This is a genomic window from Micromonospora sp. CPCC 206061, from assembly GCF_036906915.1.
In the GTDB taxonomy this organism is placed as follows: domain Bacteria; phylum Actinomycetota; class Actinomycetes; order Mycobacteriales; family Micromonosporaceae; genus Phytohabitans.
In genome coordinates, this window is record NZ_JBAKHX010000023.1 from 44,065 (window position 1) to 69,518 (window position 25,454).

Annotated in this window: 26 protein-coding genes, 1 tRNA gene and 2 pseudogenes; 10 read left to right on the plus strand and 19 right to left on the minus strand. The window is 70.5% G+C overall.

What is annotated here, in order from left to right; translation table 11 throughout:
• Positions 1 to 11: 11 nt before the first annotated feature.
• From V6V89_RS17850 to pdxH, 8 genes and pseudogenes are all read right to left on the minus strand, one after another.
• Positions 12 to 1,238 (minus strand): glycosyltransferase family 2 protein, encoded by a 1,227-nt coding sequence (locus V6V89_RS17850; RefSeq protein WP_334620270.1) that lies wholly within the window; start codon positions 1,236 to 1,238, stop codon positions 12 to 14.
• A gap of 165 nt (positions 1,239 to 1,403) precedes the next feature.
• A complete protein-coding gene (locus V6V89_RS17855) occupies positions 1,404 to 2,120 on the minus strand; it encodes a DUF4230 domain-containing protein (RefSeq protein ID WP_334620271.1) in 717 nt (238 codons plus the stop codon).
• 77 nt (positions 2,121 to 2,197) lie between these two features.
• Positions 2,198 to 3,376: an acyl-CoA dehydrogenase family protein gene (locus V6V89_RS17860; protein WP_334620272.1), complete on the minus strand. Its 1,179-nt coding sequence runs from the start codon at positions 3,374 to 3,376 to the stop codon at positions 2,198 to 2,200.
• 1 nt (position 3,377) lies between these two features.
• Positions 3,378 to 3,671, minus strand: coding sequence for a type II toxin-antitoxin system VapB family antitoxin (locus V6V89_RS17865; RefSeq protein ID WP_173077469.1), 294 nt, complete (start codon positions 3,669 to 3,671; stop codon positions 3,378 to 3,380).
• A 99-nt stretch (positions 3,672 to 3,770) separates the two neighbouring features.
• Positions 3,771 to 4,391, minus strand: coding sequence for a nitroreductase family protein (locus tag V6V89_RS17870; RefSeq protein ID WP_334620273.1), 621 nt, complete (start codon positions 4,389 to 4,391; stop codon positions 3,771 to 3,773).
• On the minus strand, positions 4,392 to 5,330 hold the full coding sequence (locus V6V89_RS17875; protein ID WP_334620274.1) for an aldose 1-epimerase family protein: 939 nt from the start codon (positions 5,328 to 5,330) through the stop codon (positions 4,392 to 4,394).
• A 46-nt stretch (positions 5,331 to 5,376) separates the two neighbouring features.
• Positions 5,377 to 5,628 (minus strand): annotated as a pseudogene (locus V6V89_RS17880) (MFS transporter); the annotation flags it as partial.
• Between the two features lie 102 nt (positions 5,629 to 5,730).
• On the minus strand, positions 5,731 to 6,354 hold the full coding sequence (pdxH, locus tag V6V89_RS17885) for a pyridoxamine 5'-phosphate oxidase (RefSeq protein WP_334620315.1): 624 nt from the start codon (positions 6,352 to 6,354) through the stop codon (positions 5,731 to 5,733).
• Between the two features lie 212 nt (positions 6,355 to 6,566).
• Between pdxH and V6V89_RS17890 the strand changes: the two genes are divergently transcribed.
• The 4 genes from V6V89_RS17890 (at position 6,567) to V6V89_RS17905 (ending at position 11,081) form a co-directional block, all read left to right on the plus strand.
• Positions 6,567 to 7,673 carry a citrate synthase 2 gene (locus tag V6V89_RS17890; protein WP_334620276.1) on the plus strand — a complete coding sequence of 369 codons (1,107 nt, stop codon included), beginning with the start codon at positions 6,567 to 6,569 and terminating at the stop codon, positions 7,671 to 7,673.
• A 44-nt stretch (positions 7,674 to 7,717) separates the two neighbouring features.
• A complete protein-coding gene (serC, locus tag V6V89_RS17895) occupies positions 7,718 to 8,845 on the plus strand; it encodes a phosphoserine transaminase (RefSeq protein WP_334620277.1) in 1,128 nt (375 codons plus the stop codon).
• 97 nt (positions 8,846 to 8,942) lie between these two features.
• The gene (gene sepH, locus V6V89_RS17900) at positions 8,943 to 10,025 is read left to right on the plus strand and encodes a septation protein SepH (protein WP_334620279.1); all 1,083 of its coding nucleotides are present in this window, start codon (positions 8,943 to 8,945) and stop codon (positions 10,023 to 10,025) included.
• A 69-nt stretch (positions 10,026 to 10,094) separates the two neighbouring features.
• A complete protein-coding gene (locus V6V89_RS17905; protein ID WP_334620280.1) occupies positions 10,095 to 11,081 on the plus strand; it encodes an aldo/keto reductase in 987 nt (328 codons plus the stop codon).
• Between the two features lie 4 nt (positions 11,082 to 11,085).
• Here V6V89_RS17905 and thpR read toward each other — a convergent pair whose 3' ends face one another.
• The 5 genes from thpR to V6V89_RS17930 all read right to left on the minus strand — a co-directional run bounded on the left by thpR (position 11,086) and on the right by V6V89_RS17930 (position 15,523).
• A complete protein-coding gene (gene thpR, locus V6V89_RS17910) occupies positions 11,086 to 11,643 on the minus strand; it encodes an RNA 2',3'-cyclic phosphodiesterase (RefSeq protein ID WP_334620281.1) in 558 nt (185 codons plus the stop codon).
• A 1-nt stretch (position 11,644) separates the two neighbouring features.
• Complete coding sequence (locus V6V89_RS17915; protein WP_334620282.1) at positions 11,645 to 12,127, minus strand: hypothetical protein; 483 nt, start codon at positions 12,125 to 12,127, stop codon at positions 11,645 to 11,647.
• 115 nt (positions 12,128 to 12,242) lie between these two features.
• Positions 12,243 to 13,520 carry an MFS transporter gene (locus V6V89_RS17920; RefSeq protein ID WP_334620283.1) on the minus strand — a complete coding sequence of 426 codons (1,278 nt, stop codon included), beginning with the start codon at positions 13,518 to 13,520 and terminating at the stop codon, positions 12,243 to 12,245.
• A 70-nt stretch (positions 13,521 to 13,590) separates the two neighbouring features.
• A complete protein-coding gene (locus V6V89_RS17925; protein WP_442935164.1) occupies positions 13,591 to 14,028 on the minus strand; it encodes a MarR family transcriptional regulator in 438 nt (145 codons plus the stop codon).
• Positions 14,029 to 14,110: 82 nt separating this feature from the next.
• Positions 14,111 to 15,523 (minus strand): NCS2 family permease, encoded by a 1,413-nt coding sequence (locus tag V6V89_RS17930; RefSeq protein ID WP_334620284.1) that lies wholly within the window; start codon positions 15,521 to 15,523, stop codon positions 14,111 to 14,113.
• Between the two features lie 148 nt (positions 15,524 to 15,671).
• On the opposite strand from V6V89_RS17930, the gene V6V89_RS17935 reads away from it, so the two are divergent.
• A complete protein-coding gene (locus V6V89_RS17935; protein WP_334620317.1) occupies positions 15,672 to 15,872 on the plus strand; it encodes a DUF2530 domain-containing protein in 201 nt (66 codons plus the stop codon).
• On the opposite strand, the gene V6V89_RS17940 is transcribed toward V6V89_RS17935, so the two are convergent.
• Complete coding sequence (locus V6V89_RS17940) at positions 15,869 to 16,687, minus strand: DUF3027 domain-containing protein (RefSeq protein WP_442935163.1); 819 nt, start codon at positions 16,685 to 16,687, stop codon at positions 15,869 to 15,871. The genes V6V89_RS17935 and V6V89_RS17940 overlap by 4 nt on opposite strands.
• 33 nt (positions 16,688 to 16,720) lie before the next feature.
• Between V6V89_RS17940 and V6V89_RS17945 the strand changes: the two genes are divergently transcribed.
• Together V6V89_RS17945 and V6V89_RS17950 are read left to right on the plus strand one after the other, a co-directional pair.
• Positions 16,721 to 18,250, plus strand: a complete 1,530-nt coding sequence (locus V6V89_RS17945) for an MFS transporter (RefSeq protein WP_334620286.1) — start codon at positions 16,721 to 16,723, stop codon at positions 18,248 to 18,250.
• Positions 18,247 to 18,873: pseudogene (locus V6V89_RS17950) on the plus strand (futalosine hydrolase); the annotation flags it as partial. The gene V6V89_RS17945 and the pseudogene V6V89_RS17950, both read left to right, overlap by 4 nt.
• Before the next feature lie 134 nt (positions 18,874 to 19,007).
• Here V6V89_RS17950 and V6V89_RS17955 read toward each other — a convergent pair.
• Positions 19,008 to 20,381, minus strand: a complete 1,374-nt coding sequence (locus V6V89_RS17955; protein ID WP_334620288.1) for a cystathionine beta-synthase — start codon at positions 20,379 to 20,381, stop codon at positions 19,008 to 19,010.
• 4 nt (positions 20,382 to 20,385) lie between these two features.
• The gene (locus V6V89_RS17960; protein ID WP_334620289.1) at positions 20,386 to 20,739 is read right to left on the minus strand and encodes a YkvA family protein; all 354 of its coding nucleotides are present in this window, start codon (positions 20,737 to 20,739) and stop codon (positions 20,386 to 20,388) included.
• 81 nt (positions 20,740 to 20,820) lie between these two features.
• Here V6V89_RS17960 and V6V89_RS17965 point away from each other — a divergent pair, with 81 nt between their 5' ends.
• The 3 genes from V6V89_RS17965 to V6V89_RS17975 all read left to right on the plus strand — a co-directional run bounded on the left by V6V89_RS17965 (position 20,821) and on the right by V6V89_RS17975 (position 24,028).
• The gene (locus tag V6V89_RS17965; RefSeq protein ID WP_334620290.1) at positions 20,821 to 21,831 is read left to right on the plus strand and encodes an SGNH/GDSL hydrolase family protein; all 1,011 of its coding nucleotides are present in this window, start codon (positions 20,821 to 20,823) and stop codon (positions 21,829 to 21,831) included.
• A 10-nt stretch (positions 21,832 to 21,841) separates the two neighbouring features.
• Positions 21,842 to 22,630, plus strand: coding sequence for an SGNH/GDSL hydrolase family protein (locus V6V89_RS17970; protein ID WP_334620291.1), 789 nt, complete (start codon positions 21,842 to 21,844; stop codon positions 22,628 to 22,630).
• Positions 22,631 to 22,783: 153 nt separating this feature from the next.
• Positions 22,784 to 24,028, plus strand: coding sequence for an acetyl-CoA C-acetyltransferase (locus V6V89_RS17975; RefSeq protein WP_334620292.1), 1,245 nt, complete (start codon positions 22,784 to 22,786; stop codon positions 24,026 to 24,028).
• Here the strand turns inward: V6V89_RS17975 and V6V89_RS17980 are convergent.
• The 3 genes from V6V89_RS17980 to V6V89_RS17990 form a co-directional block, all read right to left on the minus strand.
• Positions 24,023 to 24,343: a hypothetical protein gene (locus V6V89_RS17980; RefSeq protein ID WP_334620293.1), complete on the minus strand. Its 321-nt coding sequence runs from the start codon at positions 24,341 to 24,343 to the stop codon at positions 24,023 to 24,025. The two genes, V6V89_RS17975 and V6V89_RS17980, sit on opposite strands and share 6 nt — an antisense overlap.
• A gap of 76 nt (positions 24,344 to 24,419) precedes the next feature.
• Positions 24,420 to 25,241 carry a Bax inhibitor-1/YccA family protein gene (locus tag V6V89_RS17985; RefSeq protein ID WP_334620294.1) on the minus strand — a complete coding sequence of 274 codons (822 nt, stop codon included), beginning with the start codon at positions 25,239 to 25,241 and terminating at the stop codon, positions 24,420 to 24,422.
• A gap of 104 nt (positions 25,242 to 25,345) precedes the next feature.
• Positions 25,346 to 25,426: transfer RNA gene (locus V6V89_RS17990), tRNA-Leu, on the minus strand.
• Between the last annotated feature and the right edge of the window lie 28 nt (positions 25,427 to 25,454).

Sequence of the window (25,454 nt, forward strand, 5' to 3'; positions counted from 1 at the left end):
GCATCCGGGCGTCAGGCGCCGGTAGCCGCGTATTCGTCGTCGGCCTGCTGGCCGGAGGTCACGGGAGCGTGCACGCGGCGCAAGCTGAGCAGGCTGGAGAACAGGCCGGCGAAGAGCACCATCACGCCGAGCCCGATAGCGGTGGACGACGGCAGCACGACGCGGAGCGCCTCGCCGAGGTCCTGCGCGCCGAAGCCGCGTGAACCCCACGCCGAGAACGCCAGGATGCTGCCCGCGAGGCCGATCAGGATCATCACGATGCCGGCGGCCGTGCAAGTCTCGAACCGGATCAGCCGGGTCCAGCGGTCGGCCTGCTTGTCGTTGGTGATGCCTTCGTTGTGCCCGTATATCAGCGCGAACACGCCGAACAGCAACAGTTGGGCGCCGACGAGCATGGCGAGGCAGGTGTAGACGAGCGTGTTGATGTCGAAGCCGACGCCAGCGACGCTCAGCGGGCCGACGGTAAGGATGCCGGTGCCGATCAGACCCAGGACGAACATGATCGCGCCGGGCCAGATGAGCGTCTTACGGGGCGCGAACACCAGTAGGAAGCGCAGGTGACGCCAACCGTCGCGCCAGGTGCGCAGGTGCGGCGGGCGGCTGCGGCCATCGGGCTGGAGGGTGGTCGGCACCTCGACGATGTCGTACTTGTTGAGCGCCGCGCGGACGACCAGCTCGGACGCGAACTCCATGCCGGGCATGCAGAGCCCGAGCTGGCGGATGCGCTCGGCGTTGAAGCCGCGGAGGCCGCAGTGGAAGTCGCCGACGTTGCGAAGGCCGAAGAGGCGCCTTCCGAGCCAGGAGAGCACCGGGTTGCCCAGGTACTTGTGCAGGGGCGGCATGGCGCCGGCCGCGATGCCGCCGCGGAACCGGTTGCCCATGACCACGTCGTGGCCGGCGCGCAGCTCCCGGACGAACGGCTCAAGGTTGGACAGATCGTACGAGTCGTCGGCATCGCCCATGATGATGTACTTGCCGCGAGCCTCGGCGATGCCGTTGAGCAGCGCGCCGCCGTAGCCACGGATCGGTGCGTGCGACACGCGGGCGCCGGCCTTGGTGGCGATCTCCTGGGAGCCGTCGGTCGAGCCGTTGTCGCTGACCAGCACCTCCCCGACGACGCCAAGCTCGTTGAGGGCGCGGAGCGCCTTCGTGACGCACACCTCCAGCGTCTCTGCCTCGTTGAGGCAGGGCAGCAGGACGGTGACCTCGATCTCGTCTCTGGCCACGGTGCCAGCCACAGGCATTCTCCCAGGTGAATCAGGCGGTGACGGAAGCGACGCACCCTACAAGGCGCACTTTACGCAAGCGGCGTGGCGCGGGTGGTCTGACCTGTCGAATCCCACCCGGTGGTACGCCACCCGCAGAAGGATAGCGGGTGGCGTACGACCGCGGGCACGCACCGGCTACGACGCCGTATAGGTAACCGTAATCGTCTGGTAACCCAGAGAACGCAGCAGCCCCTCCAGCATCTTCCGGGTGTTCTCCTGGGCACGCTGACCCAACCCGCTGTCACGGGCGGCGGTGGTGATCCGCTCCTGCGCCAGCCGATAGACCTCCTGCTGGCGGTTGGGGTCGCCGCCGAACACCTCGCCGATGCGGTTGATCAAGCCGCGCTGCTCGGCGAAGACGTAGCTGTTTTCCAGGTCGAGGCGCGCCTCGCTGAGCTGCGGCGCGGGCAGCGTGACCTGGACGGACGTGCCGTCGGCGGACGCCACCACGGCCCCGTCGCCGATCTTGCCGAAGTCGACGTACGCGTCGACGCTGCCGGCGCCGACGAAGAGCGTGCGCTCATTGACCAGGAAGTCCGGCACGTATTTGCGGTCTTTCTGCAGGTCGATGACCACCTGGAAGTTGCCCTCCGCGGCCACGTAGCGGCTCAGGTCTTGGATCGACTGGAGCAGCGGCGGCTGGCTGCGATCGGTCTTTTCCTCGGTGAACGGATTGCGCCAGCTCGGCCACAGGCCTACGGCCTGCACGCTGAGCACCAGCGCGACGACCAGACCGACGGCAACGGCGAGCCAGAAGAGGCCACGCCCTCGGCGTGGAGCCTGGACCGGCGCCTGGTCGTCGCCGAGCTCGTCGTCGGTCACTTGGGGAAACTCGCTGGTCGGGTGCGTCATCCCCGGATCACCGTCCTCTTGAGACTGGTACCTAAGAGCAACGGTAAGGCCACCGTACGACACCCGCAGGATGATCTTCAGGCGAAAGCGGCGAGGCCCGTCAGGTGCTGGCCGATCACCAGCTGGTGGATCTCCGACGTGCCCTCGTAGGTCAGCACGCTCTCCAGGTTGTTGGCGTGTCGCAGCACCGGATACTCGCCGCTGATGCCGTTGGCGCCGAGGATCGTGCGGCACTGCCGGGCGATCGCCAGCGCCTCGCGCACGTTGTTGAGCTTGCCCACGCTGACCTGCTCGGGGCGCAGCGTGCCGGCGTCCGCCAGGCGGCTCAGGTGCAGCGCGAGCAGGTACCCCTTGTGCAGCTCGACCGCCATGTCGGCGAGCTTGGCCTGGGTGAGCTGGAACGCCGCGATCGGCCGCCCGAACTGCTCACGGCTCGTGGCGTACTCGATCGCCGTGTGCAGGCAGTCGCGCGCCACGCCGAGCGCGCCCCACGTGATGCCCTGGCGCGCCTCGGTAAGGCAGCTCAGCGGCGCTTTGAGGCCGGCCGCCTCTGGCAGCCGGGCGGATGCTGGCAGGCGCGCGTCATCGAGCGTGATCTCACCGGTCGAGGACGCGCGCAGCGACAGCTTGTGCCGGATCTCGCGCGCCGTCACACCGGGCGTGTCCATTGGTACGACGAAACCGGCGACCCGGTCGTCGACCCTGGCCCAGATCACGGCCACGTCGGCGATGGGCGCGTTGGTGATCCACATTTTGGTGCCGCTCAGCAGCCAGTCGTCGCCCGACCGGCGGGCCCTCGTCGTCATGGAGGCCGGGTCGGAGCCGTGGTCGGGCTCGGTGAGCCCGAAGCAGCCGACCGCCTCGCCAGTCGCCATGCGGGGCAGCCACCGCTGCTTCTGCTCGTCGCTGCCGAACCGCCAGATCGCGTACATCGCGAGCGAACCCTGCACCGAGACCAGCGACCGGACACCCGAGTCGCCCGCCTCCAACTCCATGCAGGCCAGCCCGTACGCGACCGCGGACGCGCCGGCGCATCCGTATCCGGTCAGGTGCATGCCGAGCAGGCCGAGCTTGCCGAACTCCAGGGCCAGCTCGCGGGCCGGCACCCGGCCCTCCTCGTACCACTGCGCCACGTGCGGGCGCACCCGGTCGTCGACCACCCGGCGCACGACGGAGCGGATCTGCCGCTCCTCGTCGCTGTGCAGGGAGTCGACGTCGATCAGATCGAGCGGTGCGGTGCGGGGTGCGTTAGCCATGTCAGGTCAGGACCAGGACCCGGGCGTGGATCTGGTTGCGCTGCTGGAGTGCCGCGCGCAGCGCCCGGTGCAGCCCGTCTTCGAGGTACAGCCCACCGTTCCACTGCACCACATGGGGAAACAGGTCGCCGTAGAACGTGGAGTCTTCGGCCAGCAGCTTGTCGAGGGCGAGCTCACGCTTGGTGGTGATCAGCTGGTCGATCCGGATCGGCCGCGGTGGGATCTCGGCCCACTGTTTCAAGGTGAGCCCGTGCTCGGGGTACGGACGCCCGTCCCGAACCGCTTTGAAGATCACGACGGCACGCTCCCCTCCCATGTCGTCGCACCACTGTCCCGTTGTCGACCGGGTGCCAGCCTAGCGACCGCTGCCGACATCGCGGTTTGTTCCCGGATGTCAGTTTTCTGGCACGCTGGCCAGCCACCTGCCCCTGTGCACCACCTGGTCCACGGGGCGACGTCCCCGCTTCAACGACGGCGACCGGCGGTCCGGTGCGGGATATCCGACCGTGATCGCGCCGATCGGCGTGTAGTCCGCGGGCACCCCGAACGTATCCCGATACGCCGCGATCCGGTCGGGCGGGATGCCGAAGAAGCATGCCCCCAAGCCCTCGTCGACCGCCGTGAGCAGGACAAGCAGCGACGCGAACCCGGCGTCGATGTGCCAGTACGGCACGGGCCAGCGGGACTCGTCGCGGTCGGTCCAACCCTTGTCGGGCTCGGCGTACCTGTCCAGATAGACCGATTTGTTCGAGTGCGGAACCACGATCAGCGGTGCTCGCCGCATCCCGGCCAACCACCGGGTTTCCGGAGCACCGGCAGGGGTGGTGGCGGCCCAGAACGCGTCCCGGTCGGCGGCGTCCGACAGCACCAGGAATCCCCAGCCCTGCGAGAACCCCGCCGAAGGGGCCTGGATGGCGTGCGCCAGCAACCGTTCGACCACCTCGGGTGGCACCGGACGGTCCGGGTCGTAGTTCCGCACCATCCGCCGCGCGCGGACGACGTCGGCGAACTCCACCTAGCGACCGCCCGGCGTGATGCCCCAACTGGCCCGCCAGGTCTGCCCAGGCTCCAGCACGGTGAGGTCGCGGCCCGAACGGAACGCGTCCGGCGGGCACGTCATCGGCTCGATCGCGATCGAGCGACGCAGCCGGTCACCGGCCAGCGTGTCGCTCGTGAAGACCTGCCACCAGCCGAAGTGCTCGTCGGCCCAGACCGAGACCGAATGCTGGCCATCCACAGTGGACAGCTCGACCCGGGAGCCACCGTCGGCGTCTCGCTCCACGTCGCCGAACGCCGTGTCGAGCACGCCCGCGCCGATCCGCTTCGGCTCGGTGAAGTCGTATCTGGTGCCGGCGACCTTGGCCGCGCCGATCGGCAGCAGCCGAGAGTCGACGAGCAGCCGGCTGCGCGCGGGCACCTTCAGCACCATGTCGTCGACGCGCACCCCGGGCAGGCTCAGGTACGGGTGCACCGAGAACCCGATCGGGCACGACTTGTGGCCCACGTTCGTGATCTCCTGCTCGGCACGCAGGCCGCCATCGCCGACCCGCCAGGTGGTGCGCACGAGCAACGGCCAGGGGTACCCGGGCTGGGCCGGCATCGGGCACTCCAGCGTGACCGCGTCGGCGGTCTGCTCGGCCACGCGCCACGGCTGCCAGCTGACCAGCCCGTGGATCGCGTTGTGCCGCTGCGGCTCGGTCAGCGACAGCTGCTGCGGCTCGCCCTCGAACGTGTACCGGCCGTCGCGGATGCGGTTGGGCCACGGCGCCAGGATCTGGCCCGCGCAGCCGATCGGCAGCTCGTCCGCCCCGTACCCATCGACGTAGTCGATGCCGTCCGCCCGGTACGCCCGCAGCCCGCCGCCGATCTCGACCAGCACGGCCTCGTGGCCGCCCGAATTGATCGTCCACTGTGCGCCGGAGAGCGGTGCAGGGCCGCCCCGCTGGTTATCCATGCGGGGACCTTATCTGGTAGCGCAGTAGCGCGGGAAAAGCCATTGCCAGCGCCAAGGCCAGCACAGCCGCCGCGACCGCGAGACCCCAGGCGATCACCGCCGCGACCAGCACCCGCCCCTGCCGCAGTACCCGGCTGGTCCAGCCGGACGTGAGCCCGCCGAGCACCGAGCCGATCGCGATCGCGTTGAACAGCCAGCCCGCCGCGGCCCCGCCGCCGAAGCGCTCCTGCGCCGCCTCCGGAAAGAGCGTCTTCGGCATCGCGAGCACCATGGCGACGATGTCGATCGCAAAGGCCACCGACACCCCGGCATCGGTGCCCCAAGCGGCGAGGATGAGGCCCGCGGTGAGCGGGCCGGCGACGCAGCTGCCGCGCCAACCGGCGAGCGCTGGACAGCTCCCTCAAGGGGCGAGCCGCTCGATCATCCACACTCCCTCGCCGGTGCGGCGGTATCGGAGACGATCATGCAAGCGACCCGTCCGGCCCTGCCAGAACTCCACCGTGTGAGGCGTCACACGCAGGCCGCCCCAGTGCGGCGGCGGCGGCACCTCGTCCGGAAAACGCTCTCCGACCGCGCGCAGCAGGCCGTCGAGGGTCGCACGGTCGGCCACCACCCGCGACTGCGGGCTCGCCCAGGCGCCAAGCTGCGCCTCGCGCGGGCGGGTGGCGAAGTACGCCGCGGTCTCCTCGGCACTGACCGGGGCCACCGAGCCGGCGACGACCACCTGCCGATGCATGGGAAACCACGGAAAGACCAGGCTCGCGTACGGGTTGGCGCGCACCTCGCTGCCCTTGCGCGACTCGTAGTTGGTGTAGAAGACCAGCCCCCGCTCGTCGTACCCCTTCAGCAGCACCGTGCGCGCGCTGGGGCGCCCCTCGGCGTCGGCGGTGCCGACCACCATGGCGTTGGGTTCGGGCAGCGCGGCGGCGACCGCATCGGCGAACCATCGTGCGAACTGCGTCACCCAGTCAGCGGCGAGATCGTCTTCTGTAAGCCCCTTCACCTGCGTGTACTCCCGACGCATACGCGCCAGCCCGGATGTGTCTTCGATCACGTGGACATCCTCGTACACAGGTCAACGACGGTTAAGGCAACGACAGGGGATGATGTCGCATGTAACACAAGTACGGCGGGTCGCAAAGTCAGTTACTGACCAGGCAAGATGGCACGCAACCCTCGCCGCGGCACCACGTGGCCTGGCGCTGCCAGTGCGGACAACAAATCCAGGAGAGCAAAATGTCCGACTTCAAGCCGGGACTCGAAGGAGTCATCGCCTTCGAGACCGAGATCGCCGAGCCCGATAAAGAGGGTGGGGCACTGCGATACCGCGGCGTTGACATCGAAGACCTGATCGGTCAGGTTTCCTTCGGCAACGTCTGGGCCCTCCTGGTCGACGGCCGGTTCGGCCCTGGGCTGCCGCCCGCCGAGCCGTTTCCGGTGCCCGTCCACTCCGGCGACATCCGCGTCGACGTGCAGTCCGCGGTGGCGATGCTGGCGCCGTACTGGGGGCTCGGCCAGCTCCTCGACATCTCCGACGAGCAGGCTCGCGAAGACCTCGCCCGGGTGTCGGTGACCGCGCTGTCGTTCGTGGCGCAGTCCGCCCGCGGTCTCGGCCTACCGGCGGTGCCGCAGAAGGAGATCGACAAGGCTTCCACCATCGTCGAGCGCTTCATGCGCCGGTGGCGCGGCGAGCCCGACCCGCGGCACGTCAAGGCCGTTGACGCGTACTTCATCTCCGCCGCCGAGCACGGCATGAACGCCTCCACCTTCACCACCCGCGTGGTCGCCTCCACCGGCGCAGACGCCGCGGCCTGCATCTCGTCCGGAATAGGAGCTCTGTCCGGACCGCTGCACGGCGGCGCGCCGTCCCGGGTGCTGCACATGATCGAGGCGGTCGAGCGCAGCGGCGACGCCGAGGGATACGTCAAGGGCGTGCTCGACCGCGGCGAGCGCCTGATGGGCTTCGGCCACCGGGTCTACCGGGCGGAGGACCCGCGTGCCCGCGTGCTGCGGCGCACCGCCAAGGAGCTGGGCGCCCCGCGGTACGAGATCGCCGAGGCGCTGGAGAAGGCGGCCCTGGAGGAGCTGCACGCCCGAAAGCCCGACCGGGTGCTCGCCACGAACGTGGAGTTCTGGTCGGCGGTCGTGCTCGACTTCGCCGAGGTGCCGGCGCACATGTTCACGTCGATGTTCACCTGCGCCCGCATGGGCGGCTGGAGCGCGCACATCCTGGAGCAGAAGCGCCTCAGCCGGCTCATCCGCCCGTCGGCGAAGTACGTCGGCCCGGCGCCGCGCAAGCCCGCTGACGTAGAGGGCTGGGACGCCGTCCCGCACGACGTCTGAGCCCCCTTTCAGATCGGGCGATCTCGAGGTGGGAGGATGGGGCCGTGGCTGACGTTTCCACCATCCGCATCCCAGACGAGCTCAAGCCCGCCGACGGTCGCTTCGGCTGCGGGCCTTCCAAGGTCCGCCCCGAGGCCGTGTCCGCGCTCTCGGGCGTCGCGACGACGCTCCTTGGCACCTCCCACCGGCAGAAGACGGTCAAGGACCAGGTCGCCCGGCTCCGCCGCGGCATCGCCGAGTTCTTCTCCCTGCCCGAGGGGTACGAGGTCGTCCTCGGCAACGGCGGCAGCACCGCCTTCTGGGAGGTGGCGACGTTCGGGCTGATCCGCGACCGCGCGCAGTTCGCCAGCTTCGGCGAGTTCGGCGCGAAGTTCGCGTCGTCGGTCAAGGCGGCGCCGTTCCTCGGCGACCCGACCGTGCGCAAGGCCGAGCCGGGCACGGCTCCGGGGCTGGTCGCGGAGGCCGGGGTCGACGCCTACGCCACCCCGCACAACGAGACCTCCACCGGCGTGGCCGTGCCGGTCAAGCGGGTCGCGGGCGCCGACGAGGGCGCGCTGCTGCTGGTAGACGCCACCTCGGGCGCCGGCGGCCTCGACGTCGACGTGCGCGAGAGCGACGTGTACTACTTCGCGCCGCAGAAGTGCTTCGGCTCGGACGGCGGCATCTTCATCGCCCTGATGTCGCCCGCCGCGCTGGCCCGGGCCACCGAGATCAAGGAGTCGGGCCGCTACATCCCCGCCTTCCTCGACCTGGTCACCGCCATCGACAACTCGCGCCTGGAGCAGACCTACAACACGCCGGCGCTGGCCACGATCTTCCTGGCCGCCGAGCAGACCGACTGGATGCTCGCGCAGGGCGGACTGGCGTGGGCCACCAAGCGCACCGCCGAGAGCGCCGGCATCGTGTACGGCTGGGCCGAGCGCTCGTCCGTGGCGACGCCGTTCGTCAGCGACCCGGCCCTCCGGTCGAACGTCGTGGCGACCATTGACTTCGCCGACGGCGTCGACGCGAGCGCGATCGCCAAGGTGCTGCGTGCCAACGGCATCGTCGACACCGAGCCATACCGGAAGCTGGGCCGCAACCAGCTGCGCGTCGCGCTCTTCCCGGCGGTGGACCCGGCCGACGTCGATGCCCTCACCCAGTGCGTCGACTACGTGGTCGAGCGCCTCTGATACGGAAATAGCCGGCGTGGCCTCCCCCCACTAGGGCCGATCAAGGCGTAGCGTGTCGCGGGAACGGGGCCCAGCTCAGCGGGACGGAGGCAACGCGATGCGGCCAGTACGCTTCGTCGCCCTCTCCGAGGACGGCCAGGCCTTGGTGCTCGCCGACGAGGTCGGCCGCCTCCTCGCGCTCCCGCTCGATGAGCGGATCTCCACCGCGCTGCACGCCGAACCCGGCATGGGTCCTGCCCCGGCGACCGCCTCCGGCGCCGGCAACGAGCCCACGCCCACGCTCTCGCCGCGCGACATCCAGGCACGCATCCGCGCTGGCGAGTCGGCCGAAGACGTCGCACGCATCGCTGGCGTGCCCGTCGACCGGGTCCTGCGCTACGCCGGCCCGGTGCTCCAGGAGCGCGCGATGCTGGCCCAGCACGCACGCCGCACCCGCTTGAAGACCTCCGAAAAGGGCGCACCCCTCGCCGAAGTGGTCGACGGCCGGCTGGCACAGCACGGCATCGACTCCGAAAAGATCTCCTGGGACGCTTACCGGCGCGAAGACGGCACCTGGCGGATCGTCGCCACGTGGCCGTCGGGCAAGGCGACCGCGCAGGCTATCTGGGAGCTGGACAAGACCCGGCAGATGGTGTCTCCCCACGACGACATGGCGCAGTACCTGTGCGCCGAACGGCCGACGCAGATCCTCGGCCAGGAGCCGACCGCCGAGCGCACCGGGCACGGCCTGCCCGGTCCGGCGCGGGGCGAGCCGAGCCGGGGTGGCCACGGCCTGCCGGCCGCCGCGAGCGAAAAGTCGCGCGGCGGGCGTGACCCGATCCGCGCCGGCCGTGACGCGCTGCTCGCGTCGCTCGACCGGCCGGCGGCCTCCGGCCGAGGGCTCGACCAGGGTGGGCTGGCCGGCTCGGAGCCGCGGCGCTCGGGCGCCGTCTCGGGTGGCGCCGCGGCGCTGCTCGGTGGCGGGCAGGGTTCGGCGTTCGACGACGACAGCGACCTCCCCAAAGAGGTCCCAGCGGTGCCGTCGTTGGCGGTGCTCCGGCCCCGGCGCACCACGTCGGGCGGCGGCGCGGCCGCTGCGGCGGGCGAGCCGGCCGAGGGCAGCGGCAAGCCGCGCAAGCGTCTTCCCAGTTGGGACGACGTGCTCTTCGGCAGCGGCCCGGCGGCGCGCGAAAGCTCCTGATCTTCACTGGGCCTGCGCGAGCGGAGCGAGCGCCAGTTTGACCCAGTCGCCGCGTGGCAGGCTGGGCCCATGGAGTACACCAACCTTGGCCGGACCGGCCTGTCCGTCAGTCGCCTCTGCCTCGGCACCATGAACTTCGGCCCGCAGACCACCGAGCAGGACAGCTTCGGCATCATGGACCGCGCGCTGGAGCACGGCCTCAACTTCTTCGACACGGCCAACACCTACGGCCAGAAGCAGGGTGAGGGCATCACCGAGCAGATCATCGGCCGGTGGTTCGCGCAGGGCGGCGGGCGTCGCGAGAAGGTCGTGCTCGCCACGAAGGTGTACGGGAAGATGGGCGACTGGCCCAACGAGCGTGGCCTGTCCGCCCGGCACATCGTCCGCTCCTGCGAAGACTCGTTGCGCCGGCTCCAGACCGACTGGATCGACCTGTTCCAGATGCACCACGTACTGCGGACGACGCCGTGGGAGGAGATCTGGCAGGCGATGGAGATCCTGGTCGCCCAGGGCAAGGTGCTCTACGTCGGCTCGTCGAACTTCGCCGGCTGGGACCTCGCCCGGGCACAGGAGTCCGCCGCACACCGCGACTTCCTCGGGCTGGTCTCCGAGCAGTGCCTCTACAACCTGCTCACCCGGCACGCCGAGCTCGACCTGCTGCCCGCCGCGCAGCACTACGGCATCGGCGTCATCCCGTGGTCGCCGCTGCACGGCGGGCTGCTCGGCGGCGCGATCCGCAAGCTGGCCGAGGGCGGCGCGGCGCGCACAAAGGGCGGGCGCGCGGCCGACGGGCTGGCCGAGCACCGAGCCACGATCGAGGCGTTCGAGAAGCTCAGCGCCGACCTGGGCCACGACCCGGCCAACGTGGCGCTGGCCTGGCTGCTGTCTCGCCCCGGCGTGACCGCGCCGATCATTGGCCCGCGTACCGTCGAACAGCTCGACGCGGCGCTCGGAGCCTTCGACGTGACCTTCTCCGACCAGGTGCTGAACCGCCTCGACGAGCTGTTTCCGCCGATCGGCAACGGCGGCTCGTCGCCCGAGGCGTGGGCCTGGTGATTCTTTACAGCGCCCAGGCGCCCAGCCTGTCGTAGGCGGGGTGCGGGCCGGGGTGGCTGCGCATCAGCACCACCTCGGCCACCCGCCACAGTGGACCCTCGTACGCGTCCAGAGTGGCGCGATCGGCGGCCACCTCGGCACGGTCGATCCGGTCACCCGGACGGGCGATCGTCAGGTGCGGCCGGAATGGCTTGCGGTCGAACGGCAGCCTGGCGCGAGACAGCTCGCGCCGGACGGAGCGGCTGAGCCCGGTCAGCGCGGGCAGGTCTCCGCCCAGGGCGGCCCATAGAACGGTGAACCGTCCCCGCCCGAACCGCCCACCACCAGCGACCTTGATCTCGAACGGCGGACTGGAAACCCGGGCGAGCGCCTGCTCGACGGCGGGCAGGCGCTCGTCGGGCACCTCGCCGAGGAACGCCAGCGTCACGTGCCAGTTGTTCCGGGGCGCCAACCGCGTGTTGACGCCGTCGGCGGCGGCGCGGCTGACCCGCAGTTTCGCCACGCACGCCGCCAGATGATCGGCCACCTCGTCTGTCGGGTAGACGGCGGTGAAGAGCCGCACCTCAGTGGTCTTGCCGGTGCTGGATGGCGGACCGGAGCGCGAGACCGGCGGCTTGCAGCTCGCCCTCGACGCGTACCCGCTCGATCGCGAGGTCGACGCCGTCGAGCTGCTGGAGGTGCTCCGCCACGCCGAGGCTATGGCTGGCGAGGCGCAGCCGGTCGTCGTACGCCTGCTGCACCGCGGCGTGCCACACCCGCGACTGGGTGGCGACCCCGCCGAGCCGCTGCCTGTCGAGCCGGCGTAGGTCGGCGGCGATCTGTTGGATACTGGGCTGCCGCCGCTCGTCGAGCGCGGTGATCTGGATGGCCTGCGCGCCGAGCATGCGGTCGAGCCGTTGCAGGGTGCGGCGCTCGCGACGGCGCCGGAAGCGCGTGCGGAGGTCTCTGGTGAGGTCGTCGGCGCAGATGACCAACGCGATGGCAACCGGCAGTGCCGCCAGCGCTAGGAGCGCCGCCGCCAGCACCATTGCGCGCACGGGAGCCACGTCGTTCAACGCTAGGCGCTCGTCGCGATGACCGCCACCCGATTCAGCTTCGTGCCGGTAAGGGACCCGTGGCGACCAACGACGGGGAACGACCTGAATTCCGGTTTGGGTTTATTCACGCGTGAATGACATACACCTTCGGGAGCGGACGGAGCCGCAGCCGCAGACGGCCGCCGCTGCGGCGAAGCTGCCAGGCGAGCGCTACAGCGGCCGTGACCATCGAGATCAGTCCGCCCAGCCAGATGCTCACGCCGGCGCCGTACGTCTCGGCGACCCAGCCGATGAGCGGCGCACCCACCGGGTTGGTGCCGAGGAAGACCAGCACCCACAGCGACATGACGCGGCCCCGGTACGCGGCGTCGACGCCGAGCTGCACCCGCTGGTTGGACGCCTGAGCGAAGAAGATCATGAAGAATCCGGTCGGGACCAGCACCGCGACGACGAGCCAGTACGTGGGCGCGAGCCCCACCAGCGTGCCGAACGTCGCGAAGGCGAACGCGGAACCGATCACCACGTAGACCGACGGGCGCGACCGCCGTCCGCCGCTTGCCAGGGCACCAACCAGTGCGCCGGTGGCGAGCGCCGTGGTGAAGAGGCCGAAGGACGCCGCGCTCGTGTTGAAGACGGTCTTGGCGAGCGCCGCGAGGGTGAGCTGGAAGTTGAACAGCACCATGCCGATGACGGACATGAGCGCCATCGGAAGCAGCAGGTCGGGCCGGTGCGCGACGTACCGCAGTCCGTCGACCACGCGCGCCGCGTCACGCTGGTCGATCGGCAGCAGCTCGGCCCGGTGCAGTTCGGCCGCGCGCATCATGAACAGGCCGAAGAGCGGCGCCAGCGAGCTAACCGCGCTGATCATGAAGACCGGTCCGACGTCGAACGCCGCGATCGCGACACCGGCCAGCGCCGGCCCGGCAATCCGGGCGGTGTTGAAGGTGGCCGAGGAGAGCGAGAGCGCGTTGGGCAGCAACGCTCCGCCGACCAGTTCGGAGACGAACGCCTGCCGTACCGGCGTCTCGAGCGCGTTGGCGAATCCGAGCAGGCCGGCGAAGGCGAAGACGTGCCAGAGCCGCACGGCGCCGGTCACCACGAGCACGCTCATTCCCAACGCCAGCACGCTCCAGGTCGCGTTCGCGATGACCAGGAGCAGCCGCTTGTCGTACCGGTCGGCCAGCCGCCCGGAGATCAGCGTCAGCAGGAGTACCGGGGTGAACTGGAGCGCGGTGACCACGCCCAGCGCGGTCGCCGAATCGTTCGACAGCTCCAGGACGAGCCAGTCCTGGGCGATGAACATCATCCAGACGCCGATCAGCTTGGTGAGCTGACCGATCGTGAACAGCCGGTAGTTGCGGACCTTGAGGGATTGGAACGTCGTGCTCAGCTTCGCCCGCACTCGGGGTGCGCCTCCTCGGGTCAATGCGCGTCATCCACAGTGGACGAAGCGGACCCGGTGCCCCGAAGGGTCAGGCGCGGGCGACCTTCTGCAGGATCTCCGCGGCCCGCCGCAGCGAGTCGCGTTCCTCCGGGGTCAGCTCGGCCAGCCTCGCGGCCAGCCACTCGTCGCGCGCCCGCTCATGGCGAGCGAGCACCGCGCGCCCCGACTCGGTGGCCGACAGGATCACCTGCCGGCCGTCGGTCGGGTGGGGAGATCGCAGCACGAGGCCACGGTCTTCCAACTTTGCGACGATCTTGGTCATCGTCGGCGGCTGGACCCGCTCGACATCGGCGAGCTCGCGGGGAGTCAGGGCACCGGCCAGCTCGAGGCTGGTCAGCGCGGAGAGCTGAGTCACCGTGAGGTCGCCGACCGGGCGGGCCTGCCGCACCCGTCGGTTGAGCCTGGTGATCGCGTCGCGCAGCATGGGCGCGAGCTGAACGGCAGTAACACGCACCGCCATCACCATCCGCTCCGTCACGTTCGTTAGCTTAGCTAATAAGCCAAGCTAACGACCACTGGTTATGATCGCGATCACCCTCGACGACGGCTCAGAAGAGCCAGGTCTCGATAGGACCGCGCAAAAAGTACAGCACGAACAGCGCGGCCACGGCATAGAGGAGCGGGTGCACCTCACGGGCCTTTCCGCTCGCCACCTTCAGCAGCGCGTACGAGATGACGCCGGCGCCGATCCCGTTGGAGATCGAGTACGTGAACGGCATCAGCACGATGGTCAGGAACGCAGGGATGGCGATCTCGTAGTTGGTCCAGTCGATCAGGCGTACCGCCGTCATCATCAGGAAGCCGACGATCACCAGCGCCGACGAGGCCGCCTCGAACGGCACCAACTGAACCAGCGGCGCCAGGAACATCGCCACCAGGAACAGAACGCCGGTCACCAGGTTGGCCACGCCGGTCCGGGCGCCCTCCGCGACACCGGCGGCACTTTCGATGTACGAGGTGTTGCTCGACACGCTCGCGGCACCACCCGCGGCGGCGGCCACCGAGTCGACGAGCAGGATCTCCCGGGTACGCGGGGGCATCCCCTTGTCGTCGAGCAGGCCGCCCTCCTGGCCCACCGCGACCATCGTGCCCATCGTGTCGAAGAAGTCGGTGAGCAAAAGGGTGAACACGAACATCAGCGCGACCAGCACACCGGCCCGGTCCCAGGCGCCCAGCACGTTGAAGTTGCCAAGCAGCGACAGATCGGGCGTCGCGTTCCAGTTCGACGGCCACTCCGGCACGTTGAGCGACCAACCGTGCGGGTTGCCCTCCGGGCCACCGGCCGGGCCGACGTCGGCGATCGCCTCCACGATGATGGCGAGCACCGTCGTACCCAAGATGCCGATGAGGATCGCGCCCTTCATCCGGCGTACGACCAGCACCAGCGTCGCGAGCAGGCCGACCACGAACACGAACGCCGGCCACGTCACCAGCAGGCCGCCGATGCCGAGGCCCACCGGCGGGGTGCCGGCGTTGCCCTTGACGAAGCCCGCGTCGACGAACCCGATCAGTGCGAGGAAGAGGCCGATGCCGACCCCGATCGCGGTCTTGAGCTCGGTCGGCACGGAGCGGAACACGGCGGTACGCAGCCCGGTGAGCACCAGGATGGCGATGATCACGCCTTCGATCACCACCAGGCCCATGGCGTCGGCCCAGGTCATCTCCGGCGCGATCTCGTACGCCACGAGGGCGTTGACGCCGAGGCCGGCGGCCAGCGCGAGCGGGAACCGCGCCACGACGCCCATCAGGATCGTCATCACGCCCGCGACCAGCGCCGTAGCGGCGGCCACCGCCGGGATGGCGAGCTTGGCACCGTCGGCGTCCGCCGAGCCAAACAGGATGAGCGGGTTCAGCACGACGATGTACGCCATCGTGAAGAAGGTGGCCAACCCGCCACGGATCTCCCGGCTCAGCGTCGAGCCACGGGCGGATATCTCAAAGAACCGGTCGAAGCGGTCCACGGAACCTCACCTATGATCATGGATACGGCTGCGCGCATCGTCCCAGATCACAGTGGCGCCGAGGAAGCACCCCCGCGTTACAACGCCGTACTCTTGGCTGGTGTCTGATCAAGACGAGCCGCGCCGGGTCGCGCCCCTCGATCCACCGATGGTGCCGTTCGCCGTCGCGGGCATCGTGATCTGGGCGCTCGTCGGCCTGGTCCTGCTGATCTTCTTCCGCGACTGGCTCGCCGACAACGACCACACCGACTGGCTGTGGACCTGCCTCGCGGGCTTCCTGCTCGGCTTCCTCGGCCTGGCTGTGATGCTCCGCCACGATGCCAACCGCCGGCGGCGCCGAGAAGGCTAGGGGTGGCCGTACGGCTCTGCCGGCTCGCTCGCCTGGACCGAGCCGGGGGCGCGGCTGACCGCGACCGACTCGACCTCACTGTCGTCGTATACGGTCGGCAGCTCCTCGACCGGCGGCTCGGGCTCGCGAAGCGCCTCGGAGTGCGCACCACAGCCGTGGTCGACGCTGACCACCCGCCCGTCGTCGGGGGCGTACAGGTTTCCACATGCCCCGAACGACTGCCGGAGCGAACCCGCGAGCGGTAGGTAGAAGCCGCACGAGCCACACCGCGCCGCCTTGGGCGCCCCGACCGAGATCGGCGCGTCGGGCCCGGCGTCACCGTCATACCAGCGCTGCGCCGCGTCGATCCGGCCCTCACGGGACATCACGCGGACGCGGCCGAGGCCAAGCTCCCAGGAAACGTCTTCGACCGCTGGATCGTCGGACAGCGTGTATCCCGGCGCGAGCCGGTCGTCGTCGGCGGACGTCGGCAGCAGGTCACCCACGCCCAGGTCGCCCGGCTGCAGCCGCTCGTGCCACGGCACCCAGCCGGGGGCCATCAGCGCGTCGGGGCCGGGCAGCAGGACTGTCTCGCACACGGTGACGTGCTTGCTGCGCGGCACCCGGGTCACGGTGACCGCCCAGCGCCACCCGCGGTATCCCGCGAGGTGGCACTCGAAGAAGTGGGTCACCAGCCGGTCGCCCTCGGCCACCGCTTCTAAGTGGTCACCCACGTCGGACGGCTCGACCTCGGTGATGGCCGCGCGCGCCAGGTCTACGGCATCGGCACATACCTGGTCGAGTCGGGCAGCACGGGTGGTGGACGTCCTGGTCACGTCGAACATTGTTTCATAGGCCAGAATGATGGGATGCCGCTGTTGCCTTCTGCCGGGCGAGCCGCCGGCTCGGCGATCCGTACGGCACGGCTGGCTGTCCGAGGATCGCTGACCAGCGGGCGCTGGGTGACCCGCAAGGTCGGCCAGGTACGCGAAAAGGGCGCCGGTGGCGAGGTCGGCATGACGCGCCTGCTCGACCTGCACGCCGCTTCGTACGCGGGCGACACCCTCATCGCGATCGGGCTGGCCGGCACCATCTTCTTCAGCGTGCCGCTCGGCGAGGCGCGCAGCGGGGTTGCGCTGTACCTGCTGATCACGATGATCCCGTTCGCGCTGCTGGCGCCCGTGGCCGGGCCCCTACTGGATCACTTCCGGCACGGCCGGCGGTACGCCCTCGCCGCCACGATGCTCGGCCGCGCCTTCCTCGCGTGGCTGATGTCCGACTACATCCACGGTTTTGGCCTGTACCCGGCGGCGTTCGGTGTCCTGGCCCTCTCCCGCGCGTACGGCGTGGCGCGGTCCGCGGCAGTGCCCCGCCTGCTGCCCGTCGGCATGGGACTGTCCCAGGCTGCCGCCCGCGCCGGCGTGTACGGCATGATCGCCGGCGCCGTGGTCACCCCGCTGGGGCTGGCGGCATTCAAGATCGGGCCACAGTGGCCACTGCGGGTCGCCTCGGTGATCTTCCTTGTCGGCATGGTCATCGCGCTGCGGCTCCCGCCCCGCGCCGACTCCGACCCGCCCGAGACCGTGCCGCCACGGTTCTCAATCATGGGCCTGCGGCGCGGCGAGCGGGCGCTGACCGGCCGGCTGGTCACATCCACGCTGGTGGGCAGCGCCGCGCTGCGCGCACTACACGGATTCCTACTGCTGTTCCTGGCGTTCGCGATCAAGGCTGGCGCGCTGACCACGGTCTTCCTCGGCCGCGACGTCGGCGACGAGGCTGCGCTCGGCCTGGCCGGCGGCGCGCTCGTCATCGGTGGTTTCTTCGCCACCGCCCTCGGCACCCGCATCAACATCCACCGTCCCGCCGCCCTCCAATCCAGCGGGATGATCATCGTGGCCGGCGTGGCGGTGCTGACGACCCTCAAATTTTCGCTGGCCATGGTCGCGCTGCTCTGCCTGGTGACCGGTTTCATGAGCGGCATCTCCAAGCTCGCGGTCGACGCGTCCATCCAGGAACGCATCGTCGACCGGCTGCGGGCCAGCGCGTTCGCCCGCTCCGAGACCGTGCTCATGCTCGCGTGGGTGGGCGGCGGCGCGGCAGGGCTGATCCCGTTCGGTGGGCGCCTCGGCATCGCGGTGGGCACGGTGTTCGCGGTGCTCGCGGCGGTGCGGGCCATCGTGGTCGCGGGCACGCTGCGCAAGGAGAAGCTCAACGGCCGCTCCTCCGCCGACGAGCCCGCTGAGCCGTCACCGCCGCCCCCGGCGCCGTCCGCGGCCAAGCCCGCGAAGGCAGAGCCTTCGCAGCCGGCAAAGAGCGAGCCCGAGAGCGACGCGCCAATCTCACCCGCCCCACCGCCAGGTTTCCACGTGTACCGGCCAACGTCCGGCCCGCCGTCGTGACGCTCCTCATCGTCACCGCCGTCGCCCCCGAAGCCGACGCCATCCGCACCACGGTCGACGCAGCGTCCACGGTGGAGGTCGTCGGGGTGGGCGCACCGGCCGCGGCAGCCGGCACGGCGCGCTTGCTGGCGCTTGCCGAAGCCGCTGGCCGTCCATATCGGGCGGTGCTGAGCGCCGGCATCGGTGGCGGCTTCCCCGGCCAGGCGCCCGTCGGCGGCACCGTGCTCGCCACCCGCAGCATCGCCGCCGACCTGGGCGCCGACTCCCCCGACGGGTTCATCCCGCTCGACGAGCTGGGCTTCGGCTCCGCGATCGCCGCAGTCGACGAGTCGCTGCTTGCGGCGCTCCGCGCGGCGTTACCCCACGCGGTCGTCGGCGACGTGCTGACGGTCAACACCGTGACCGGCACGGCTGATGGCGCCGAGGCGCTCGCCGCCCGCTATCCGGCGGCGGTGGCCGAGGCCATGGAGGGGTACGGCGTCGCGTGCGCCGCCGCGGCGGCGGGCCTGCCGTTCGCCGAGCTGCGTACGATCTCCAACCCGGTCGGACCCCGCGACCGCGCCGCCTGGCGCCTAGCCGACGCCTTCGGCGCCCTGACCAAGGCGGCCGGCCTCCTACCACCCAGCGCGTCGATCAAGGAGATCTCCATCGATCAAGGGCAGATGCACGTGGATCGGAGATCAAAGCGCGCGCGTTTGCCCTTGATCGATGGGAGGGATCGGGCGACCGACCACCCGCAGCACCGCGAAGGGCGGGGCTAAGGAGTGGTGCCTAGGTAGGCCAGGAGGTCTTGGCGGGTTAGGACGCCTGTGGGCTTGCCGTCTACCAGGACCAGGGCGGCGTCCGCCTTTTCCAGCAGGCGGACGGCCTCGCCCACCGGCTGACCAACGCCGATCATGGGCAGCGCCGGACCCATGTGGCGCTCGATCGTGTCGTGCAGATGGGCGCGCCCGGTGAAGAGCGCGTCGAGCAGGTCCTTCTCCGCGATCGACCCGGCCACCTCGCCGGTCACGACGGGCGGCTCTGCCTTCAGCACCGGCAGCTGCGAGACGCCGTACTCGCGCATGTAGTCGATCGCGTCGCGCACCGTCTCGGTCGGGTGCACGTGCACGAGCGACGGCATCCCGCCCGGCTTGCTCGACAGGGCGTCCGACACGGTGGGCTCGGCGGTGCCGGTCTCAAGGAAGCCGTACCGGGCCATCCAGTCGTCGTTGAAGAGCTTGGAGAGGTAGCCGCGGCCGCCGTCCGGCAGCAGGACCACGACCACGTCGTCGGGCGCGGCCCGGCTGGCGACTTCGAGCGCGGCGGCGACTGCCATCCCGCACGAACCGCCGACCAGCAGCCCTTCTTCGCGCGCCAGCCGCCGGGTCAGCTCGAACGACGTCTTGTCGGAAACCTTGACGATCTCGTCGCACACGGTCCGGTCGTACGTCTGCGGCCAGAAGTCCTCGCCGACCCCTTCGACCAGGTACGGCCGGCCGGTGCCACCCGAGTACACCGAGCCCTCCGGGTCGGCGCCGACGATGCGCACCGTGCCACCGGAGGCTTCCTTCAGGTACCGGCCGACGCCGGAGATCGTGCCGCCGGTGCCGACGCCCGCCACGAAGTGCGTGATCCGTCCGTCGGTCTGCTTCCACAGCTCCGGCCCGGTGGTCTCGTAGTGCGAGCGCGGGTTGGCCTGGTTGGAGTACTGGTCGGGTTTCCACGCGCCGGGAATCTCACGGGCGAGGCGGTCGGAGACGTTGTAGTACGAGCGGGGGTCTTCGGGGGCGACCGCGGTGGGGCAGACCACCACCTCGGCGCCGTACGCCCGGAGCACGTCCTGCTTGTCCTGGCTCACCTTGTCGGGGCACACGAACACGCAGCGGTATCCGCGCAGCTGTGCGACCAGCGCGAGCCCGACGCCGGTGTTGCCACTGGTGGGCTCGACGATCGTGCCCCCGGGCTTGAGCAGTCCCGCCTGCTCGGCCTCTTCGACCATGCGCAGCGCGATCCGATCTTTCACGGATCCGCCGGGGTTGAGGTATTCGACCTTGGCCAGCACGGTCGCCGGGATGCCGGCGGTCACGTTGCGCAGCTTGACCAGGGGAGTTTTGCCGATCAGTTCGACGACGTTGTCGTAGTAGTGCACCAGCTCAGAGTACGGTGCCCGGAATTACGCTCTCGCGGCGCGCCTCCCAGGTCAGGAACCGTTCGGTCTCGGCCAGCACGGCACCGGCCAGCCAGGTGATCACGAGGGCGTCGTCGGCGAGGCCGATCACCAACAGCAGCGCCTCGGGCACCGCGTCGATCGGGGAAGCGACGTAGACCATCGCAGCCGACATGAGCGCCAGCCGGAGCCCACCGTCGTACTCGCCCTTCATCGTCGCTTTGATCATGCGCGGCAGGGCGGCCAGCCGCTTGCCGATCGACGGCCCGCCGCGCGCACCCGCGGTGATCGCCCGCCCGAGCGCACTGAACGCCGCGGCACGCTTCAAGGTCCTACCCATGCCTCCTATGGTGCCCCGGCGGCGCAAGACTCAATCGTGTCGTGGCGTCGCGATAACCTCGTATGCCACAGGGGGGCACAGATGAGTCGGACCGGTTGGCGGGTCGCGAAGGCGATGGCGGTCGGCGCGGGGGTGGCCGCGGCGGCTACGGGAAGCGTGTTGGGGGTGCTCGCGGCGCAGGCCCAGCGGACGCGCCGGACCATTCCGATGGCGGAGGCGCCGCCGCCGCGCGGCGACGGGCTCTACGGCGGCAGGTTGCCGGGCCCGCCGGTCTCGCTGGTCGTGCTGGGCGACTCGTCGGCCGCCGGCTACGGCGTGCACCGGTCCCGGGAGACGCCGGGCGTGCTGCTCGCGATGGCGATCTCCCGCCGGCTGCGCCGGCCGGTGCGCCTGCACCGCTTCGCGGTGGTCGGCGCGACCTCCGCCGGCCTCGCGCCGCAGGTCGAGGCCGCGCTGGAGGTAAAGCCCGACCTGGCGATCATCCTGATCGGCGGCAACGATGTGACCCACCGCTCGTCGTTCACCATCGCTGTGCGTCACCTCGTCAACGCGGTACGCGATCTGCGGGCCGCCGGCGTGGAGGTGGTGGTGGGCACGTGTCCCGACCTGAGCACGATCCAGCCGATCAAGCCGCCGCTGCGGTGGCTGGCCAGGCACTGGAGCCGCCAGCTGGCGAGGGCGCAGACCGTGGCGGTGGTGGAGGCCGGCGGCCGCACGGTGTCGCTCGCCGACCTGCTCGGGCCCCGTTTCAGGGCGGAGCCGACGCGGATGTTCGCCTGGGACAGGTTCCACCCGTCGGCCGACGGTTACGCGGTGGCCGTCGCGGCGCTCCTGCCGACCGCGCTGGCCGCATTGGGGGCCGGCGAGACGCGGGCGCTCAGCCAAGCCGAGGGCGTTCGCTCGCTTCCGCAAGCGGCCCAGGAGGCGGCCAAGCGCGCCGGCACCGAGGTCACCGGTGCACAGGTGGCCGGGCGCGACCGCGGGCCGGCCGGACGCTGGGCTGAGCTGCGCCGGCACACGCGGTGGTTCACCGAGCCCCAGACTTCGCTCGATGCCGCCGTACCCTTGGGTGAAACGCAGCGACAGGTGTGAGGTGACGCGCATGAGGTGGGCCCGGCACGCTGGCAAAGCCGCGGTGCTCACGTTCGTCGCCGGCACGATGGGCGGCGCCGCGGTGCTGGCCACAGAGGCGATCGTGGCCCGCAACCGGCGGTACGCGAAGCCGGAGATGAACCTGGCGCTGCGCACCACGATGGGGCCCGTGAGCGCGCCGCCGCTGCGTCTGGTGCTGCTCGGCGACTCGTCGGCGCTCGGCGTCGGGGTGGAGCGGCTCGCCGACACGATCGGCGGCCAGCTCGCGCAGATGCTGGCGGACGGCACGGCGGGCCTGTCACCGCGGCACGTCCAGCTCTCCTGCGTCGGCGTGTCCGGCTCCCGGTCGACCGACCTGGCGACCCAGGTGGCCCGGGCGCTGCTGGGCGAGCGGCCCGACGTCGCGGTCGTCCTGATCGGGGCAAACGACGCCACCAGCGCGCGGCGGCCGTCAGAGGCCGCGGCATACCTGGGCGCGGCGGTCCGGCGCCTGCGGGACGCCGGGGTCGAGGTGGTGGTGGGCACCTGCCCCGACCTGGGCGCGGTGCGGGCCGTGGCCCCGCCGCTGCGCCAGGTGGTGGGCTGGCTTGGCCGGCGGATGGCGCGGGCACAGACCCGTGCCGTGCTCTCCGCGGGCGGCACGGTGGTCGACCTGGCCGCTGAGACGGGTGCGGTCTTCCGGGCCGACGCGGGCACGCTCTGCTACGACGGCTTCCACCCGTCCGCCGACGGCTACCGGGTGTGGGCGCACGCCCTGCTACCCGCTGTGATCAGGGCAGCGGTCCCGACTTCCCGCTAAGTGAACCGAACCGGAATTCAGGTCGTTCACCGTCGCTAGTCGCCACGGGTTGCTTACCGACACCGAGGTTACCGGAATTCAGGTCGTTCACCGTCGCTAGTCGCCACGGGTTGCTTACCGACACCGACGTTACTAGCGAGTACAGTCACCCGTATGCCTGAAGCCGTCATCGTCGCCACCGCCCGGTCTCCCATCGGCCGGGCCCACAAGGGCTCGCTGCGTGAGGTACGCCCCGACGACCTGGCCGCCACCATCGTGCGGGCGGCGCTCGACAAGGTGCCGCAGCTCGACACCGCCGAGATCGACGACCTGTACCTGGGCTGTGGACTGCCCGGCGGCGAGCAGGGCTTCAACATGGGTCGGGTGGTCGCCACCCTGCTCGGCCTCGACAAGCTGCCAGCCGCCACGGTCACGCGGTACTGCGCGTCGTCGCTCCAGACCACCCGCATGGCGTTCCACGCGATCAAGGCGGGCGAGGGTGACGTCTTCGTCTCGGCGGGTGTGGAGTGCGTGTCCCGGTACGCCCGGGGCAGCTCCGATGGGCTGCCGCCGGAGGCGCAGGCAGCCGTGGGCGGCAGCTGGGAAAACCCGCGGTTCGCCGCTGCCAGTGAGCGTTCCGCCGAGCGGGCGAAGGGCGGCGCCGACGTGTGGCACGACCCGCGCGCCGACGGTGAGCTGCCAGACATCTACCTGGCGATGGGCCAGACCGCCGAGAACCTCGCTCAGGTCTACGGGGTGACCCGGGAAGACATGGACGAGTTTGGGGTACGCAGCCAGAACAACGCTGAGAAGGCGATCGCCGACGGCTTCTGGGCCCGTGAGATCACCCCGGTGACCGTGCCGTCCGGCGAGGTGGTCAGCACCGACGACGGCCCGCGCCCCGGCGTCACGATGGAGGGCGTGGCCGGGTTGAAGCCGGTCTTCCGGCCCGACGGCACGATCACCGCCGGCAACTGCTGTCCCCTCAACGACGGCGCCGCCGCCGTGGTGATCATGAGTGACACCCGCGCCCGGGAGCTGGGCATCACGCCGCTGGCCCGGGTCGTTTCGACCGGCGTGACCGCACTCTCCCCCGAGATCATGGGACTTGGCCCGGTCGAGGCGTCCCGCCAGGCTCTCAAGCGGGCCGGCATGACCATCGACGACGTCGACCTGGTGGAGATCAACGAGGCGTTCGCCGCCCAGGTCATCCCGTCGTACCGCGACCTTTCCATCCCGGTCGAGAAGCTGAACGTGATGGGCGGCGCGATCGCCGTCGGTCACCCGTTCGGCATGACCGGCGCCCGGATCACCGGCACGCTGCTCAACGCGCTCGACTGGCATGACAAGGCGGTCGGTCTGGAGACCATGTGCGTCGGCGGTGGCCAGGGCATGGCCATGATCGTCGAGCGCCTATAACGCGCTCTGGACGCTCCGCACGTCATCGGCGGCGGTCGCCAGCACATCGTCGGCTGGCGACGCCGCCAGCAGGTCTGCGGACACCACACGCAGCTGGTCGAGGAGGCTGGTGTCCACGCTCAGGCGGGGCACCTGCCTGCGGGGCTGGCCCTCGGCGTCGGCGGCGCGATCGGCCATCCGCTGGACGAGACCGTGCACCACCTCGGCGCGGGTGCCCTCGGCGGCGAACGCCACGACGCCCCAGCGCGGCGCCTCCCAGTGCCCCACGTGCCGGCTCAGCCGTTCGACCGCCTGGCTCAACTCCTGTGCGCTCATCGCCACGCAGCCTAATCAGCGGAACGCCCGCCCCCGGGACCGGGAGCGGGCGTCCAGCGCTGGAACGGGGCGAGCGTCAGTCGTCGCCCTGGAAGTAGCTCAGCAAGCGCAGCATCTCGACGTACAGCCAGATGAGGCTCACCAGGATGCCGAATGCGGCCGTCCACGAGTACCGCTGTGGCAGGCCGAGCCGGACGCCCTCCTCGACCGCGGCGAAGGCCAGCACGAAGCTCAGCGAGGCGACGACGATGCAGACGAGGCTGAACCCGATGCCGAGCAGGCCGTTGTCACGCAGGCCGGTGTTGAAGCCGAAGATGGCCAGCACGAAATTGATGAGCATGACGGCGAACAGGCCCGCCATCACCGCGATCATGCCACGGACGAACTTCGGCGTGGCCCGGATGACCCGGGCCTTGTAGAGCATCGCCATCACGAAGAACAGGCCAAACGTGGCCACGACGGCTTGGAGGACGATGCCCTGGTAGCCGGCGACGACCTCGAAAAACTTGCTGACCATGCCGACGAAGACGCCCTCGATGACGGCATACGTCACCACGAGCGCCGGGTTGGCCATCCGGGAGAACGAGATGACCAGACCGAGGACGAGGCCGACGAGCGCCGCACCGATCCAGGCCGCACCCGTGAGCGAGTCCGGCACGAGCACCCAGGCCGCCGCGGCGGAGGCACCGACGATGGCCAGCAGCGTCACGGTCTTGACGACGACATCGTCGATGGTCATGGGCTGCGTAGTGGGTGGCGCAGCCGGGTAGCCGGCGGCGGTCGGATACGGCTCGCCGTAGCTGGGGGCGCCGTATTGACCGGCAGGGGCGTACCCGGCGGCCCGCTCCCGCTCCGCCGCCTGGCCGAGCCGGCTTAGCACCGGGTTGGAAGTCTTCACGTCAAGCCTCCCTCGAAGGGTTGAGCATGGTCAGATCACATGACCGTGCGCATCAAGGGTAATTGGCCGGAGCGAAGTTGTGTGCGCGGGCTGTGGGGGGATCGTGCCCGGGGCGGGATTCGAACCCGCATGCCTCTCGGCAGCCGCTTTTAAGGCGGCCGTGTCTGCCTTTCCACCACCCGGGCAGGGGCGCGACCTGCGCGCAGATGCCAC